The organism is Fischerella muscicola PCC 7414 (assembly GCF_000317205.1).
Classification (GTDB): Bacteria; Cyanobacteriota; Cyanobacteriia; order Cyanobacteriales; family Nostocaceae; genus Fischerella; species Fischerella muscicola.
Genome location: NZ_AJLK01000196.1, coordinates 25,391 through 41,477, shown reverse-complemented (window position 1 = coordinate 41,477; position 16,087 = coordinate 25,391). Strand labels below are relative to the sequence as shown.

General features: G+C 40.8%; 14 protein-coding genes. 7 read left to right on the top strand and 7 right to left on the bottom strand.

Annotation, left to right across the window (positions count from 1 at the left end):
• Positions 1-52 precede the first annotated feature (52 nt).
• The gene (locus UYI_RS0130075; RefSeq protein WP_009458512.1) at positions 53-667 is read left to right on the top strand and encodes a TetR/AcrR family transcriptional regulator; all 615 of its coding nucleotides are present in this window, start codon (positions 53-55) and stop codon (positions 665-667) included.
• Here the strand turns inward: UYI_RS0130075 and UYI_RS0130070 are convergent.
• Together UYI_RS0130070 and UYI_RS39900 are read right to left on the bottom strand one after the other, a co-directional pair.
• Positions 664-1,101, bottom strand: coding sequence for a DUF4332 domain-containing protein (locus tag UYI_RS0130070; protein WP_016870395.1), 438 nt, complete (start codon positions 1,099-1,101; stop codon positions 664-666). The two genes, UYI_RS0130075 and UYI_RS0130070, sit on opposite strands and share 4 nt — an antisense overlap.
• Positions 1,102-1,160: 59 nt before the next feature.
• Positions 1,161-1,283 carry a hypothetical protein gene (locus UYI_RS39900; protein ID WP_258003646.1) on the bottom strand — a complete coding sequence of 41 codons (123 nt, stop codon included), beginning with the start codon at positions 1,281-1,283 and terminating at the stop codon, positions 1,161-1,163.
• 157 nt (positions 1,284-1,440) lie between these two features.
• On the opposite strand from UYI_RS39900, the gene UYI_RS0130065 reads away from it, so the two are divergent.
• The 6 genes from UYI_RS0130065 (at position 1,441) to UYI_RS0130040 (ending at position 7,048) form a co-directional block, all read left to right on the top strand.
• On the top strand, positions 1,441-1,665 hold the full coding sequence (locus UYI_RS0130065) for a hypothetical protein (protein ID WP_016870394.1): 225 nt from the start codon (positions 1,441-1,443) through the stop codon (positions 1,663-1,665).
• A 150-nt stretch (positions 1,666-1,815) separates the two neighbouring features.
• Entirely contained in the window at positions 1,816-3,198 is a 1,383-nt protein-coding gene (locus UYI_RS0130060; protein ID WP_016870393.1) for an aminopeptidase P family protein, read from the top strand.
• Positions 3,199-3,666: 468 nt separating this feature from the next.
• The gene (locus UYI_RS0130055) at positions 3,667-4,119 is read left to right on the top strand and encodes a phosphate-starvation-inducible PsiE family protein (protein WP_016870392.1); all 453 of its coding nucleotides are present in this window, start codon (positions 3,667-3,669) and stop codon (positions 4,117-4,119) included.
• 64 nt (positions 4,120-4,183) lie between these two features.
• Positions 4,184-4,639, top strand: a complete 456-nt coding sequence (locus UYI_RS0130050) for a nitrate reductase associated protein (RefSeq protein ID WP_016870391.1) — start codon at positions 4,184-4,186, stop codon at positions 4,637-4,639.
• Positions 4,640-4,768: 129 nt separating this feature from the next.
• Positions 4,769-5,371, top strand: a complete 603-nt coding sequence (locus UYI_RS0130045) for a DJ-1/PfpI family protein (RefSeq protein ID WP_016870390.1) — start codon at positions 4,769-4,771, stop codon at positions 5,369-5,371.
• Between the two features lie 300 nt (positions 5,372-5,671).
• Entirely contained in the window at positions 5,672-7,048 is a 1,377-nt protein-coding gene (locus UYI_RS0130040) for a PrsW family glutamic-type intramembrane protease (protein ID WP_016870389.1), read from the top strand.
• Between the two features lie 452 nt (positions 7,049-7,500).
• Here the strand turns inward: UYI_RS0130040 and UYI_RS0130035 are convergent, their stop codons facing one another.
• The 5 genes from UYI_RS0130035 to ndhM form a co-directional block, all read right to left on the bottom strand.
• Positions 7,501-8,145, bottom strand: a complete 645-nt coding sequence (locus tag UYI_RS0130035) for a hypothetical protein (protein ID WP_016870388.1) — start codon at positions 8,143-8,145, stop codon at positions 7,501-7,503.
• Between the two features lie 432 nt (positions 8,146-8,577).
• On the bottom strand, positions 8,578-10,164 hold the full coding sequence (locus UYI_RS0130030) for a CHAT domain-containing protein (RefSeq protein WP_016870387.1): 1,587 nt from the start codon (positions 10,162-10,164) through the stop codon (positions 8,578-8,580).
• Between the two features lie 137 nt (positions 10,165-10,301).
• Positions 10,302-12,635 (bottom strand): protein phosphatase 2C domain-containing protein, encoded by a 2,334-nt coding sequence (locus tag UYI_RS0130025; RefSeq protein ID WP_016870386.1) that lies wholly within the window; start codon positions 12,633-12,635, stop codon positions 10,302-10,304.
• 889 nt (positions 12,636-13,524) lie between these two features.
• Positions 13,525-14,883, bottom strand: a complete 1,359-nt coding sequence (locus UYI_RS0130020; RefSeq protein ID WP_016870385.1) for an esterase-like activity of phytase family protein — start codon at positions 14,881-14,883, stop codon at positions 13,525-13,527.
• A gap of 108 nt (positions 14,884-14,991) precedes the next feature.
• A complete protein-coding gene (gene ndhM, locus UYI_RS0130015) occupies positions 14,992-15,375 on the bottom strand; it encodes an NAD(P)H-quinone oxidoreductase subunit M (protein WP_016870384.1) in 384 nt (127 codons plus the stop codon).
• Between the last annotated feature and the right edge of the window lie 712 nt (positions 15,376-16,087).

Sequence of the window (16,087 nt, the reverse complement as noted above, 5' to 3'; positions counted from 1 at the left end):
CGTAAGACAATAATGCTACGAGTCCTGTTCCGGATATTTCACTATAACTGTTATGCGTGTTTTTAATTCTCCTCCGCCATCAGAGGCACAAACCCGTGGCCGTATTTTACAGGCAGCACGGCGCTTGTTTGCCTCCCAGGGATTTGATGGTACCACCACCCGCGACTTAGCACAGGCTGCTGGAGTCGCGGAAGGGACGCTATTTCGTCATTTTCCAAATAAAAAGGCCATTTTGGTAGAGGTAGCAACTGCTGGCTGGGTGGAGATTCTCACCGATTTGCTGACAGAATTAAGTGAAATGGGCAGTTATAAAGCAGTGGCGCAGGTAATGCGCCGCCGGATGTGGAACATGCAAAAAAGTGCCGACTTGATGCGGGTGTGTTTCATGGAGGCACAATTTCACCCAGATTTGCGCGATCGCATCCAGTCAGAAGTGATTGACAAAATGACTGATGTTGCTGAAGCCTTTTTCCAAACCGCAATGGATAAAGGCATTTATCGCCAAATGGATGCCAAATTGGTGGCGAAAGTCTTCTTGGGAATGTTTGCGATCGCAGGTTTTTCTCACAATACCCTGATGGAACCTGATGCTTCCCCTCAACAAATGCAGCAAATGGCAGAAGGACTCGCTGATATTTTCCTCAATGGTGTGTTAGCTAAAGATTAGGTGATCGCTTGAGCTTCCTGAATCCACTGCTGTACTTGCTCAACAGAAGGACATAAATCTCGTCGTTGCATTGTCGCCACTTGCAAGCGCAAAATTTGTTTGTGTAATCTGTGAGTGGGAAGATTCGCCAGTAAGGCTACAGAACCAACACCAGCATGAAGTAACAAGCCACAATACTGAGTACCAACACTAGGAATTCGGGCTAAATCTGCTAATGCTACCCATTTATTAACATACTGAAGATGAATTTGCAGTTTATTGGCGAGTTTCACTTTAGCCTGAAGAGTTGGGCTTTGTTCAATTAGCGCTTTTGTAGTGGCAATACCGCAATTTTGCAGTTGAGATACTTCTTGCTGAGATAATCCTGGTAATTGTTCAATCGGCCAGTCACACGATTGTACAAGATTAACTGGCGCTTTAGGTTTAGGAGACATTTCTATAATTTAACAATAAGCTCGCACTTACTAAATTAACGTTGATCACAAAAATCGGTTCATCCATAGAGAACATCGTAATGTTTGTGACCAACGTTGTAATGTTCTTTATGAATGAAACCACATTCGCCACAAACGTGAAAGCGATCGCAAATAACGATTAAATTTAAGTACCGACGCAAAAATATTTATCCATTTTCCCAGAAACAGAAATCGCTGTATCTGTTTGCTATTCCCTGTTTGCCGTTCTCTTTTGCATCCGATTCTCTAGCGTCTCTAACTTAAAAATTCCAACTCGCAGTACCTTAAAAATAAGTAAAGTTTCAAAAAATCAAGTCTATGTTCCATATCGAGCGTTGGAGAAAAAAAGACATTTGGGCTATTCTCGCTGCTGCTAGCTTAGTCATCTTACCAGGGGGATTAGTTGCCTGTAACTTTGGTGTAGGAGGTGAAACTCAAGAACAACAAGAGAATAACACAAATCAATCAGAGTCAGATGACGATGATGACGACAGACAAAATAACCAACGACAAAATAACGATGATGACGACGATGATGATTAGAAATTAAATTCAGTTAACAGTTAACAGTTAACAGTTATCAGGCATATTCTGGAAATAAGCACCACCAAAGCCCAACACCAATTAGTGCGGTGTTTCGCCAGTAATGAAACTGATAACTGATAACTGATAACCACTTAACTTTCCTCTGCCATGCTCATCCATAATACCTGCACTTCCCTTATCGAGACCCTACGCCAGCGCAGACAAAAATTAGCTAGCCACATTGATTTTCCCGCAATTCTTTGGTCAGGAAGCAGTAGTCCACGCAATTTTCCAGCCAATGTTTTTCCTTTCCGGGCTAGCAGCCATTTTCTCTACTTTGCAGGATTACCCCTACCAAACGCCGCTATTCGCCTCGAAGCAGGGAAGCTGGAGTTATTCATTGATGATCCCGCCCCTAGTAGCGCCCTGTGGCATGGTGAAATGCCCAGTCGAGAAGAAATAGCTACCCAAATCGGGGCAGATGCAGCCTATCCAATGGCAGAATTAGAGTTATATCTAGAAGAAGCAGCGACAATTCCTGTCCAAGATGCAGCTACTTGGACACAACAATCACAACTATTGAATAGATGGGTACTACCACGAAATCAACTGCAAGGCATTGATTTAGAGTTAGCCCAAGCCATTATTGAGTTACGTCTCACCCACGATCAAGGAGCATTAGCCGAATTGCGAAAAGCTGTTGCTGTCACCGTTGAGGCACATAAAGCAGGTATGGCAGCAACACCAAGCGCCAAAATAGAAGCAGAAGTGCGCGCAGCGATGGAAAAAGTCATCATCGCCCACAATATGACTACTGCCTACCACAGTATCGTTACCGTTCACGGCGAAGTTCTCCATAACGAACAGTATCACCACTCTCTACAACCAGGTGACTTATTGCTTGCTGATGTCGGTGCTGAAACAGAAATGGGTTGGGCAAGTGATGTGACTCGTACCTGGCCTGTGAGTGGAAAATTTTCATCTACCCAACGGGATATTTATGATGTAGTCTTGGCAGCCCATGATGCTTGTATTGCCCAGGTTCGGCCTGGTGTAGAATACCGAGATATTCATCTGTTGGCATGTACTGTTATTGCTCAGGGTTTGGTAGATTTAGGCATTTTGCGAGGAGATGCCGAAAATTTGGTGGAAAGGGATGCCCATTCCTTATTTTTTCCTCATGGTATTGGCCATCTGCTGGGTTTGGATGTCCATGATATGGAAGATTTGGGCGATTTAGCCGGGTATGAACCAGGACGAAAAAGGAGCGATCGCTTTGGTTTGAGCTATTTGCGTTTAAATCGTCCTTTACAGGCAGGTATGTTAGTCACAATTGAGCCTGGTTTTTATCAAGTCCCAGCGATTATAAATGATCAAAAAGTACGTTCTACCTACCAATATACAGTAAACTGGGAGCGTTTATCTCTGTTTGCAGATGTACGTGGTATTCGCATTGAAGATGATATTTTAGTTACAAATAATGGTTGCGAAGTACTAACAGATACTTTGCCAACTAATGCTAGTGCAATAGAGGAATTAGTTAGTGGTTAGTATTACATCTGTGTTGAAAATGGGTGTGGGGGGTGTAGGGGTATGGGAGGAGTTGCGAGGGGCAAGATCCCCGACTTTTTAAAAAAGTCGGGGATCTTGTGGGTAAGCATAAATTAATGCAATAGACCACTAGTTAGCTAAAAGCTAACTTGAGCTTTTAGTCCCAATTTTATTTGAGGGCGGGATATTTTTATTTTCCAGGCAGGTTTATTATTAATTTCCAAAGATTTATTTTGGGCGAACACAAAATATTAGCGAAAAACTATCTGAGTTTTATAAGCATATCTATATCTAATGCTTTATATACATTTTGACTTATGATTAAAAATAATTTTATTGCAATAACTTTTGTAGATTGATTCGAGTTTACACGACCCAATAGCATTATTTTTCCCAAGGGGTTGACCCTGGAATCATAACCAAGTTATGTAATTGCTATCACCGATTATCTAGCAGAGGGTGTGGCAGATGAGAAAACTGTTTAAGCGCATTCGGGAAACAGGACAAGATGAAAACTTTATGCACCTGATTGAAAATATAGAGGTGCTTGTATCAAAAGTTCTCTCTGTGATGATGGTGGTAGTAATTTTTGTGGCTGTGTTTGATTTAGGTATTTTTTTATTGAGAGAATTATTTGATACGCCATATGGTAAGTTCAACACAACTTTATTTAAAATTTTTGGCTTATTTTTAAATATTTTGATTGCTTTAGAAATTCTTGAGAATATCACAGGTTATCTCAAAAAACATGTTCTACAAGTAGAATTAGTAATTGTAACTTCTTTAATTGCTGTAGCACGTAAAATTATTATTTTGGATTTAGACAAAGTTTCTGGAATTGATATTATCGGTTTAGGCATCGCTCTACTTGCTCTTTCAATTAGTTATTGGATAATTCGTCGAACTAACAGTAAAAATTAAATATGGGGTAGAGGCGCAAAGCTTTGACTCCCACGGTAATTACTTGTTTATTTTGCTCAAAGTTATGGCAACAGAATTTTTTCAATTTGAAGCAGATTTTGTTGATTCTCTGCGTTGTATCCCTATGCAGGTACGTTGTAAGCTCGATACCTGTGGTATCAAACTGAAATTATCAGATTGGAATCACATGACTCAAGTAGAGCGTCAACAACTTGTTGAATTACCTTGCACTACAGAATCTGAAATTCAAGCTTATCGCAAATATATTCAAGATTTAATTTTACAACGCACTGGTACACCTGTAGCAGAATTAACTGTTGAATTTCATCCAGCTTGGATGGATACTACTACTGTGCCAGCTAGTGTGTATGAAAAAGCTCAAGAGATGGGTGTAACTCTTACCACTGAACACTGGTCAAATCTCAATGATTTACAACGCTTTGCCCTGATTAAATTAAGCCGTTCTCACCATGAGAACAAAAACTTTTTACCGGCTTTGAAGGAATTTAATTTGTTATAAAAATTTTGGGATTGTTACTGAAGCAAAGTTTTTGATATAAAGTGTTTGATCATACCGAGACACCAAGACATCAAAATCATGTAGGTGTTTGTGAAATTATTTTTTACCATGCAAGCGAGGATATAAAATATGGCTGCCAAGAAAATTTTAATGCTCGTTGGGGATTATGTAGAAGACTACGAAGTGATGGTTCCCTTCCAAGCGCTACAAATGGTTGGACATACTGTTCATGCAGTTTGCCCTAACAAACAAGCAGGCGAAAAGGTGCGAACTGCTGTTCATGACTTTGAGGGAGATCAAACTTATAGTGAAAAACCAGGTCACAATTTTACTTTAAATGCCACTTTTGATGAAGTAAAACCTGATACTTATGATGCTCTAGTTATCCCTGGAGGACGCGCACCAGAGTATATCCGTTTGAATCAAAAGGTGTTAGAAATTACTCGGCACTTTGCCCAAACAAATAAACCAATAGCTGCTATATGTCACGGTTTACAACTACTAGCAGCAGCAGATGTATTAGTAGGAAAGAGTTGTACTGCTTATCCTGCTTGTGGTCCGGATGTACACCGTGCAGGTGGTCATTATGTCGAGATTCCAGCTGATGAGGCAATAGTTGATGGTAACTTGGTAACTGCACCCGCTTGGCCAGCTCATCCTCGTTGGCTAGCAGAATTTTTGAAGGTACTTGGTACAAGGATTGAACATGCCGAGATAGCTAAAGTTGGTTAAATTAGTAAACCGTTATCAGTGAACAGTAAAAATTTCTGAAAAATTATACTCAAGGAAGTTACTCACCTGACAAAACTGATCACTGATAACTGAATAACAAGCTCAGCTCATCTAATGTCTAAAGCTGATATTATCTAACTGTCAGCAGCAAAAGATATCATTTATTTTGATTTTTATAATTTATAATTCCTGAGCAAAGAGTGAAGCTATAGTGGATTTAGCGATTCTGCTAATTAGTGCAGCTAGGATTAGTTCTTACTGCCAATTATGTTTTTGCAATAGTTTATACCCTGCAACTCGATGACAGGCAAATACGCAAGACAAAATGCATTTCTGCGGCTAGTGTCTGGTAATGGGGCAGCTTATGGGTCTGATTTTCGCTATTCGCTGTTTCCCACTAAAGAAGTAGTAATTGGACGTGACCCTAGCTGTCAAGTTGTCTTAGATGCCATGATGTACAGAATGGTATCTCGTCGTCATGCGGTGGTTCGTCCTCTTCCTCCTTCCCCAGATAGCGAATTAGGTTGGGTAATTTGTGATTTGAACAGTGCTAATGGCACTTATCTAAATGGACAACGCTTGCAGGGTTGTCAACAATTAATGAATGGCGATCGCATTACTCTTGGCTATGATGGTCCGGAATTATTGTTTGAGTGCGAATTTAACCACCAATCTACTTTAATATCTTCCATTGCTGAAGCCACATCCTTACCACCAGCTAGCTACCAAACAACAAACATACCAGATTCTTCGGTTAGTTTTACACAACTGTTTCCCATTATTTCCACTGGCAAAGATTTAACTCGTAAAGCTTATCTCATACCTGGTGTTCTCACAGTTATCTTTGTTGTACTAATGTTTGCTACTGTCGGTAATCTCCAAGCGAATCAAGTAGTTGTGGGGACTTACATAGCTTTTGCCGCCTATTACTTTATTTACCAGTTGTGTGGCAAACGCAAGCCTTGGTGGGTGTTGATGGGTTCGGGATTGACAACAATGTTAATCTTGGTGAGTCCTCTCACAGATTTTTTTATCTTCTTCTTTCGCGAAGTTCTGCCTGGTAGTTTGCCTGCAAATCAGCAGGAATCCGTTACCTTTACAGAATTACTCATCCGGTACTTTTTTGGTGCTGGGTTGATGGAGGAATTACTCAAAGCCTTACCAATACTAGGAGCGTATGCGATCTCCAAAGGTTTATCATCACCTTGGCGGGAACGTGTCGGTGTCTGGGAACCTCTTGATGGTATTCTTCTGGGAACTGCCTCTGCTGTAGGATTTACTCTGTTAGAGACATTGGGGCAGTATGTACCGCAAATAGTTCAAAGCGTGAGTTTCCAAGCTGGGGATGGTGCTGGTCAACAAGCAGGATTGCAACTGCTGATTCCCCGTATTTTGGGTTCTGTAGCAGGACATATGGCTTACAGTGGCTATCTAGGCTATTTCATCGGTTTAGCTGTTCTCAAACCCAGGAAAAGTTGGCAGATTTTGCTCGTCGGCTATTTAACTGCCGCAGGACTCCATGCTTTATGGAATGCTACAGGAACGATCAACGGCTTATTGTTAGTGGTTGTCGGTGTATTATCTTACGCTTTTTTGATGGCTGCTATTCTCAAAGCCAGGGCGCTATCACCAACAAGAGAGCAAAATTTTGCTACCCGCTTTCTTGGGCCGAAGTAATCCCGTTTCACTATTAAGTTCACTACATCTGAGGACAAGGAAGACAAGGAAGACAAGGAGGACAAGGGGGACAAGGGGGAAGATTTGTATCAAGAATTGTTTTAAATTCTATTAACAATATAAATAGGCAACGGGGAATGTACTGTGTTTTTTTCAAAAATTAAATAGGAATTCTTTAGTTAATTGATTGTAAATAAGGGCACACAACTGTGTGCCCCTAAAATTTTATATATTCCAGACTCTACGTCATTGAGAACATCCATAATTTTTTCCCTCTTTAGGTAGATGACGCTGGTCTTGCAACTTGGTAACTTTCGGATACGATGAAAGCTCTATAATCTTGAAAGAGAAAAATAGAACATTCCACAAAGTTTGCAAGACGAGCGCCATGCAAATATGAGGCTACTTGCAAGTAAAAGAATTCAAGCAGACTACAAGAAAATGGGTTTTTTTTAAGCTTCCCCCTGAAAGCTGTTGAGTTTTTGCAAAGCATAGTAAGCGATCGCCATACTAACTTTAGCTTGTTCGATATCAGATAGATCTGTCCATTCGTGTTCATCAATTTGGTTAAGAACGGTTTCTGCGGTCTTTTGTGATTCGCTACTCCGCATAGCATAAGCGTAAGGACGGGCTAAAACCAATAAATCTTCGGTTCCCCAGTTCGGTAATACAGACTGAACACATTCCACTAATTTATCTGCCATTAATTGTTGGGTAGTACAAATATCAGCAGCTTTTTGAGCGATCGCCTTTAACCATTGTTTTGGTACGCCTGTAGTCAGACAACTTTGTAAAGTTTCTTGAAGTTGAACTACTATGTTACTGTCTGTAGTATGATTGTAGGGTACAGCATGAGAAGTCCATAGCGCTTCTAGATGATTGTAAAAATCTTCAGAGCGTGTTGTGAGTTCTTCTTCTAAAACATCTTGCAGCAAAAACTGCTCTTCCAAGTGGTGAAAATATTCTTCTGATTGCTCATCAGCTGGATTCCAAGGATAAGTGCCATCCTCTGGTTGCAGTAGTGCTTCTAAAAATTCTAGTTCGATTTGAGAGGGGATTGTTTGGAGTTTTTCTAAACCGTTGATTTGTTTGTTCATTTTGTCGTCTCCTGATTAATTATTTTGTGGTATTTACAGCTACACCAGCTTGCAACTAATTTCCGCACACAAAGTTTAATTTTGCTGGGTTTTCTGTAAGTTTTTTGCTGAGATTGGAAAATAGAAACAAAACACTGGAGTCAAAAGGCTAGGAGCTAGAGAAAATAAGAAGTTGTAAGGATTTTCTTTGCCTGATTGTGGACAATTACTTCCAAGATGTAAGTTGTCCAAAATGGTAAATTTGGCTACAAAGAAACTGACTGATAATTACTTGATAGTACAAGTCTCCAGATTCCAAAAGTAGAAAGGCACTCTCTGTGGCGAACCTAAACTGCCACCCATGTCTCACCAATCCCAAATCCAAAATCCAAAATCCAAAATCTAAAATCGGATAATCTGCTGTTTTCTCTTCTGCCTTTATGACTCCTCAGTTTAGGAACTCTCAATCATAAACTCCCAAGGATGACTATTTCTACTACCAAACTTTAACTGCATTCCTGGTTCAAGCAGAACTTCCTGGTGGTGGATTTGTTGCCAATCATTATTAGTAGAGCTAGAAATCCAAGTTGTACCGTAGGTAGAGTTTTCTCTTAGGTAATATGTCCGCACTGGAGTAGCGCCTGTGAAAGTATTCCGACACAAGATTTCAGCTTGGCGTCGAGAAACAGAGGGTTGTGGAATTACAATGTCATTATCTGTAGTACGGCCGATGCGAGTAACTCCGGCGGTTTTGAGTTTATAAGTGATCCCAGCTGATCGCAAGCAAGCCATAGGCAGCAGGGAAGCCATACCTGGTATGGAAGTTTCTGGTAATTCTGTATTACCCTCTTCGTAACTCCGAATCAGTTCGCCATCAAATTGTGGATGTAGATAGAGAACAGGTAATGTCCAAGGCAGTTGGTTAAATCTATAAACTGCCAATAGATGTTGTCTTGCTTCTGCTACAGCATGGTCGATTGGCAGTCGTCTTCGCAAAGCTTGGACAAAGGTATGAATAAAAGTCAAACTTTCCTCGTCAGCAATTTGGTCACGCATTCCTAAAGCAGCAGGAACGCCATTGCGAATCAGCACCTCGATCAAACTGCTGCAAGGTATTGCCTGACCGTTAACAGTAGCAGGTTGCGCTCCCCAACAGGCATTTAAAACTGCTAATTTCACTCCCGTATGGCTGAGAACTTGTGCTAATTCCATACCATTGAGACGCATCCCAGGACGCAAATGCAAATACCCACCATCGGGACCTCGGGAACCATGACCTCCATAGAATAAAATGTTGTAATTTCTGGTTTCTAGTTCTTGGATCAACTGCTGTGGGGTTGGTTGCACTAGTTTCTTTACTGTACAAGGTGCATATCCTTGGGTATGACTTCCCACTATAGAGCCATTAGAAAGAGTTTGCTCTAAAATATCAGCTTCCCTATCCAGTTGGAGATTATTTTCATCCTCTCCCAGAACTAGCAGAATATTTAATGATTGATCAGGTCGCAAACGCAGTGGTAGCGGTTCAACCTCATTAGTAGTACGACTAAATAGAATGTTTTGAGACAGTGACATTGCCGATTGACCAACTTCGCGCTGCATAATTTCCCACGGCAAAGCAGTTAAATTTGGGTCACGAATTTCTAGTCGAAAGCGCAAACGTGTATTTTGACCAGCGGCAATACCACTACTGTATTCCAGACTGCCCAAGATTGGCCCATCGAACAACCAACGCCACAGGCTAATTCCCAAATATTGCATCAAACGACTAGTGTAACTCATCTGACCAGAAGTTGGTGAAAGCAACTCATTTGGAAGTGGATTTGATGTTGCGGGTATGGCTGTGGGGGAAATATCGATACAACTGTCAGGAGCAAACATCTCCTGCCACTTTCGCCAAGCTTGAGTTAACTCCGCTGACCAGACACAATCGTGAATATCACGAGCGCCGGGGTAGGGAGCTTCAAACACACAAATAGCGAAATGGTCAGGGCCAGCATTGACGAGACGCTTAACCGCCAAGTTCAGGGATGGATTCATTACATACAAACATCAAAATCAAAAATTTTCGATAACCAGCCACAAAAGACAACAAAAATAATTGCCTTTTGTTGAATTTTTTCTTTTAGCTTTTACCTGTATTATTTCAGGTTTCTACTAGTTTATCGAGTTTTTGACTATTCAGTGTTACGACGGGGTTTAGTCTGTTTCGAGCCTGATTCTCGTTGATTTGAAGACGCAGGTGTACGGTTAGGCTGTGCCTGACATTGATCTATAACTTCCGGCGAGGGTGTAGAGATATTCTGTGCCTGTGATAATTTTTGATATTCTGACAATTGTAGTGTGTATACTTCACCAGCTTTCACCACAGGTCTCCTTTCTATAGGAGATAGTATTGGCTTGGATGAGTTTGAACACACTCGCAGATAGACTAAAGCATTTAAATTTGTCGGTTCTGCTGTTATTACTTGACTATTATGAATTTTAAATACACTACCAGCGGGTGCGATCGCTTGTTGTGGAGGTGATGTATTTGTCAACAATTGTATATCAGTTGCTGTCTGAATTACATCAAGGCGATCGCTTGCCGTATAAGGTACAACAGATGGCTCGAGTTTCACAGAGGGAGTATTATTAATTGTCGGAATCCCAGGAGCATTTTGTTTCTTACCGAAGATTCCGCCATTGAGCATCCAAAAAGTTCCTAATAAACCAGCACCTAGCACTAATCCTACAAGGATAATCAACTGTAGTGGGACAAAAGTCGGTCGCTTACTTGGCTGGGTATCTGGGATGACTTGAGTTTTTTGATGATAACCGCCTTCTGTTCTTGGTAGTAGGGTTTTGGCTGGGTAAACACTGCTACCAGTTGCCAGATCAGATATGTCAGACAAAACTAATTGTGGTTTTGTCTGTGGTTCTGAGTACTTAAATTGGTAGTGTACTAGGGCAATAGTGACATTGTCATGTCCATTTTGGGTGTTAGCAATTTCTAGTAACTTCTCTACCACACTCATTGCATCAGTTTTACCGTAAATTAACGGTAAAATTTCTGTTTCCCAATGCTGTTCTACACGATCAAAGTCACTCAATCCATCAGAACAGAGCAAGAAAATACAATCTTCGTCGAGAATAAAGCGTTCTGCTGAAGGATGTAATGAGGTGCTAGGACTCATTCCTAAAGCTTGCACCAAGGAACCAGAAGCACCCTGTTGAATGGCATCTCGATAAATAGCATAGCCCAACCGGACTTCACGCGAAGCGACATCATCATCAAGGGTTACTTGATAGCAACCGTGGCGCGTAATCCAGTAGGCACGACTATCACCAACATGAGCAATATACATTTCATGAGCAACAGGCAAAGCCATGACCAAGGTTGTTCCCATCCGCTGGCGTCCTTGGCGACTCTCGCTGTCGTTGCGCTGGCTGATTTTGTCGTTAGCAACAGCTGCTGCTCGTTGTAAATCTTCTAGTAGGGAATTTGGATCAATGTGGTCGTAAGGAACTTTAGTTAGCTCTTGTACCTGCTGTTGAATAGTTTCAATCGCCAGATTTGAGGCAACATTACCACCTTCGTGTCCGCCGATGCCATCGCAAACAATTGTCAAAGCGCTGGAGTGGGGTGGTTTGCTGATAATGCTACCACTGGGTGGATAGCAGGCATCTTCGTTGCGTTGACGACTTGGGCCTGTGTCACTGACTGTGGCAATGGTGATGGCAGGAGATTGAGAACGTCCTAGTGTTGAGAGTCCTTTATCTAATACTTTCACTAGTTGCTCGGCTGTGTGGATTTCTCCTTTGATCAAGGCATAACAAATTTCTTTGACAAATTCTGCGATCGCTGGTTTGGCTGTGCTTACCAGCTGTTGCCAAAACTCTCCTAAATGGGCCAAACCCGCTACAGAATCCTCTTCATAACGCAATTCCAGTAGCCGGACTAAGGAGCCTTCTACCCTTAATAGTTGGGGAGTCAGTAAGCTTGACGCCACACCTTCACTAGCCAGAGGTTGCCACAATTGTGCTATCTGCCACAACCAATTAAGTTGTCGCATTGATGTAGCTTCACGCCACGCAGTCGTTAACTCATTACATAGCTGTACCTTGAACGAAGTTGCGTCATATATTATTTTTAGCGGCGGTTTTTCTAAAAGTAATATGTCTTGCCCTTGACTACCATTTGATAAAGAAACTACACCATATACCTGTGGTACATGTAAGCGGTAGGGAATTAATCTTAAATAAGGTCTGATTGATTGTAATTTTTCTGGATCTGGCGTTTGGGGTAAATAACCAGGCTTAGTATCTAAAAGAATATATTTATCTATAACTAGATAGCGAGTGGCTAATATCTCTCCAGGATTACCCAAATTCAGACCATCTGCCACAGCCGCCCAGAGGAAGCGTTTGGGTAAAGATGTAGAGCATCGCTGGCAGAATTTGTGGGTTATCGGGTTGGGAGCCTGACAAAGTTCGTTTGGGCAATACAGGTTAGCCGCATCATTTTCCATAGTTTTCCCACCGGTCAGCGATTGGCAATTTCTTTAATAGTATTGGCGGCGGTATCTAGACCGCTCAAATTTTTTTAAATTGATATATCCAGACTTTGGAACAATCGAAACAATCATAATTTAAGTTTTTGATGGATAAAGTCAAGTACGAAGGTCGCCCTAACAACAATGTAATTACTCCACCCCACGGTTACTTTGTAGGCTGCTCCCTCACCGGAGCGAATAAACTGACTACTTGTCATCCAAATATAACGCCTTCACAACTACAACTACTGGCTGAGACTAATTACCCCATAAGAAAGAGGAGATGATACTAGTCTTTCTTTTAGTTTATAGGTAGTTCGGCATCAATAAACAAACTGAAAGAACATAGCTAATAGCTAGTCTTTACTCGCTGTTAGCAATTTGCTATAGCCAAAATATTAAGTTTATTACTTCTGCCTACTACATTAAAAGCAAATTTAACATATTTACTCAGTTAAAGTGTAGTTAAAGATCATAATGAAAAAAAAATTCATCGCACTGCTAACCCGGGCGATGTAATTTCTGAAGAATCACAAAACCATAGAAGATAAATCCACATTAAGTTGCTGTAGATGCTCCTGCTCTTATAGATGTTCACATGCAAGTGGCAACATGTATTGTTGTAGAGTAGGCTGAAAGAGAAAAACAGCTTTACATCATCTTTAAAAATGCCGAAGAAATTTTAGGACAACCGCAAGTTGATGAAGAAGGAAATTTGGTTGGATGGCAGTGATTGGTTATATACCAATAAATTATTGATTTTTTAGTTTCTGCACAAATGAAGTTTATAAATAAACTAATATAACAATGAGATTACAATCTCATTAAAAATCTTAATTTTAATTTGCAAATTAATAGTTAATGACTATTCAACATTAAATAAACTTAAAGGTTTTTCTAAGCGAAGAAGAATAAATTCGCTATTGTCAGCTTGTCTAGGAGTGCGACCAAAAGTATCAGCATAGTTATTATCGTTGATTACAAGTAGGGTTGTTTTATCAACAGGTAATACACTCTCTATAGTCACGAATGGAAAGGTGAAGATGCCTGCTTTGGTGCTATTGCCTCCTATGCGATTAGGATCTGAGATATTTAATAAATCCACTACTAATTCTTTCTTAACAAAACCCTGAGCATCAATTTGTTTAAGATTAATTTTATAAATACGCTTGAATTGAGCAGGAGATTTAAAAGCAGAATTGTTAGGGTCTCCTTGCTTTTGATCACGTTCTATCACAAGATATTCATGATCATTAATGGCTGTAAGTTCACCAATTGCATGGCTTCTATGTTCTAGCTGATAAAAGAAAATTTGACCTGTGTATTGCTCGGTACCTAAGTCAAATTCATGAATTAACAGGCGCTGTTTTAAAGAGTCATCCTTTAAAGATCCTTCTAACAAAGCATAAAGTTTGGTTCCACTACTATTAAGCGCTAAGCCTTCAAAACCTCTAGAACCAGCCAGGTTTGCTGCGGTAATTCTTGCTTGTTCATCAGGTAAATTGATCAAATCTGGGTGATCAGGAGATTTTACAAAATTTAACTTACCAATACCTAAAAAGTTGGGTAAAGGGATAGGAGGATCTAGCAGTTCGCCATTTTGTCCTACATGCAGTAAAAAGGGGCCAAATTCGTCTCCCAACCAGTAGCTACCATCACTCAAGCGGCGGAAGGACTCTATATCAAAATCTCCCCCTGTTAATAAACGATTTGTTGTGATTTCTTGGCTAACAGAGATAGTGCTACCTGGATAAAATGATTTTTCTGCAACAATAGGAAAGTTAACTTTACGATTTTTATCATTTAGTTCCAAAAAGCTTTGACGATTAAACCAAGGCAGTCTTTCTCCGGTTTGTAGATTCACAGGAAAAACTTTACCTGTAGTAAAATCAGGTTTGATCGCATAAATACGTAATCTATAATCAGGCGAATTGGCCTTACTGCCAAAACCATTATCTGAAATAACTAGATAAGTGCCTGCTTTTGGCCCTTTAACAACAGCGGAAAAACCCTGTACGGGTTGAGTATGAACAAAAGGAGTCGTGCGATTTGTCTTTTTAAATTGAGCTGTTGTTGAACCAGCAGCAAATGTATCCGCACTCAAGACAGCACGTCCAACTAGTTCTGCTGCTTGAATTGGAAACAAGAGCATGAACAGTAAAATAACAAGAGGCTGCGGCAATAGCCAAGCAGCCAGTTGTCTGAGAAAGTAGCGGTAAAGCATTGGGTGACAATTTATCAGTGGTTTAATGCCAAGATATATACCCTAATGCTTTGCCTGAACACGAGTTAGGAGTAAAAATTTTATAATTCATAACTCTTAACTCTTCACTCATGACTTCATTAACCCGTAACTATCTTGATCGTCAGGTGCAACTTGGGGAAGTCCCATGCTGTAATTATTGACGCGAGAAGAGAGATTGTAACTGATTTCGCCTTTATGCAGGAGCGATCGCAAAAAATGCTCTAGGTCTGACCCGATGCGGCGTAAATTGTAATCAGTCAGGTCTGCACCACTAGATGCTTCTACCAGTTCATCAAACTTGCGATAAACCTTTTGCAGAGCATCTTCATTCCAGGTAAATTCGTTGTCTGGGTCAACATCCAACGTTAAGACCTGATTGCTGGGAACTAGTTCGCCATCCCGGTCAATTTCTGCCGCAAAAATACGGATATGCCGGGTTGTGGACTTAAGCAGCATTGGGTTATCGTCCATAACGGTGTCAGATTCAGGTAATAACAGTTCTCGTTTGACTAGAATACAAGCAATTTATCGAAGATGCCACGATCAGCAAATACCTATCAGGTTTTTAGCCTTTTCGAGGATAGGGATAGTTCTATCTTAATCTTGATTGGGGAACGGTGAATAGCGGGGAAGGGGGAATGGGGAAGGTGGGGTTCCCTCTGGGGAACTCACTGGCCCCCACTCCCTGTCGGTCGTGGGGATTAGGGGCGAAGGGGCAGGGGGAACGGGGAAAGGTAATTAGGATATTAATCATTGTTCCAATCCCCTATCCCCTACTCACAGTTGAATCCCCTTGAATCTTTAGCTAAGATGGCCGCCACAACCCTTTAATCAAAAATGCATGCCTGTTATAGGTAAAAGATTCACCTACTTGGAGAAGGCTACTGGAGGTGAAGGTTTACTGCGCTAAAGGACAGACAATTAGTAGAAGATCAGTGATCTTACGAATGGAAACCCTCATCTGTCTAATGATTTAGTAGGAGTTTGGACTCTAGCGTTGGGTAGTTACATCTTGACGTGGTATAGCTCAAAATTTGTCTACTCTCTGCTTTTTCATAGGATTAGCGCCTAAGTTAATCAATGAGGACAGTTAAAGTCCTTAGTGATTGTATTGATTTGGTTATATTGTTTTTATTTTTTAGGAACGAAGAAAATTATTTAGCGAGGAGGAACCCCTTAGTAT

Coding starts and splice junctions, on each gene's coding strand:
- UYI_RS0130030 (WP_016870387.1), bottom strand. CDS start 10,164: ATGAATCCATCCCTGAACTTGGCGGTTAAGCGTCTCGTCAATGCTGGC.
- UYI_RS0130040 (WP_016870389.1), top strand. CDS start 5,672: ATGACAGGCAAATACGCAAGACAAAATGCATTTCTGCGGCTAGTGTCT.
- UYI_RS0130025 (WP_016870386.1), bottom strand. CDS start 12,635: ATGGAAAATGATGCGGCTAACCTGTATTGCCCAAACGAACTTTGTCAG.
- UYI_RS0130045 (WP_016870390.1), top strand. CDS start 4,769: ATGGCTGCCAAGAAAATTTTAATGCTCGTTGGGGATTATGTAGAAGAC.
- UYI_RS0130070 (WP_016870395.1), bottom strand. CDS start 1,101: ATGTCTCCTAAACCTAAAGCGCCAGTTAATCTTGTACAATCGTGTGAC.
- UYI_RS0130065 (WP_016870394.1), top strand. CDS start 1,441: ATGTTCCATATCGAGCGTTGGAGAAAAAAAGACATTTGGGCTATTCTC.
- UYI_RS0130060 (WP_016870393.1), top strand. CDS start 1,816: ATGCTCATCCATAATACCTGCACTTCCCTTATCGAGACCCTACGCCAG.
- UYI_RS0130055 (WP_016870392.1), top strand. CDS start 3,667: ATGAGAAAACTGTTTAAGCGCATTCGGGAAACAGGACAAGATGAAAAC.
- UYI_RS0130020 (WP_016870385.1), bottom strand. CDS start 14,883: ATGCTTTACCGCTACTTTCTCAGACAACTGGCTGCTTGGCTATTGCCG.
- UYI_RS0130075 (WP_009458512.1), top strand. CDS start 53: ATGCGTGTTTTTAATTCTCCTCCGCCATCAGAGGCACAAACCCGTGGC.
- UYI_RS0130050 (WP_016870391.1), top strand. CDS start 4,184: ATGGCAACAGAATTTTTTCAATTTGAAGCAGATTTTGTTGATTCTCTG.
- UYI_RS0130035 (WP_016870388.1), bottom strand. CDS start 8,145: ATGAACAAACAAATCAACGGTTTAGAAAAACTCCAAACAATCCCCTCT.
- ndhM (WP_016870384.1), bottom strand. CDS start 15,375: ATGGACGATAACCCAATGCTGCTTAAGTCCACAACCCGGCATATCCGT.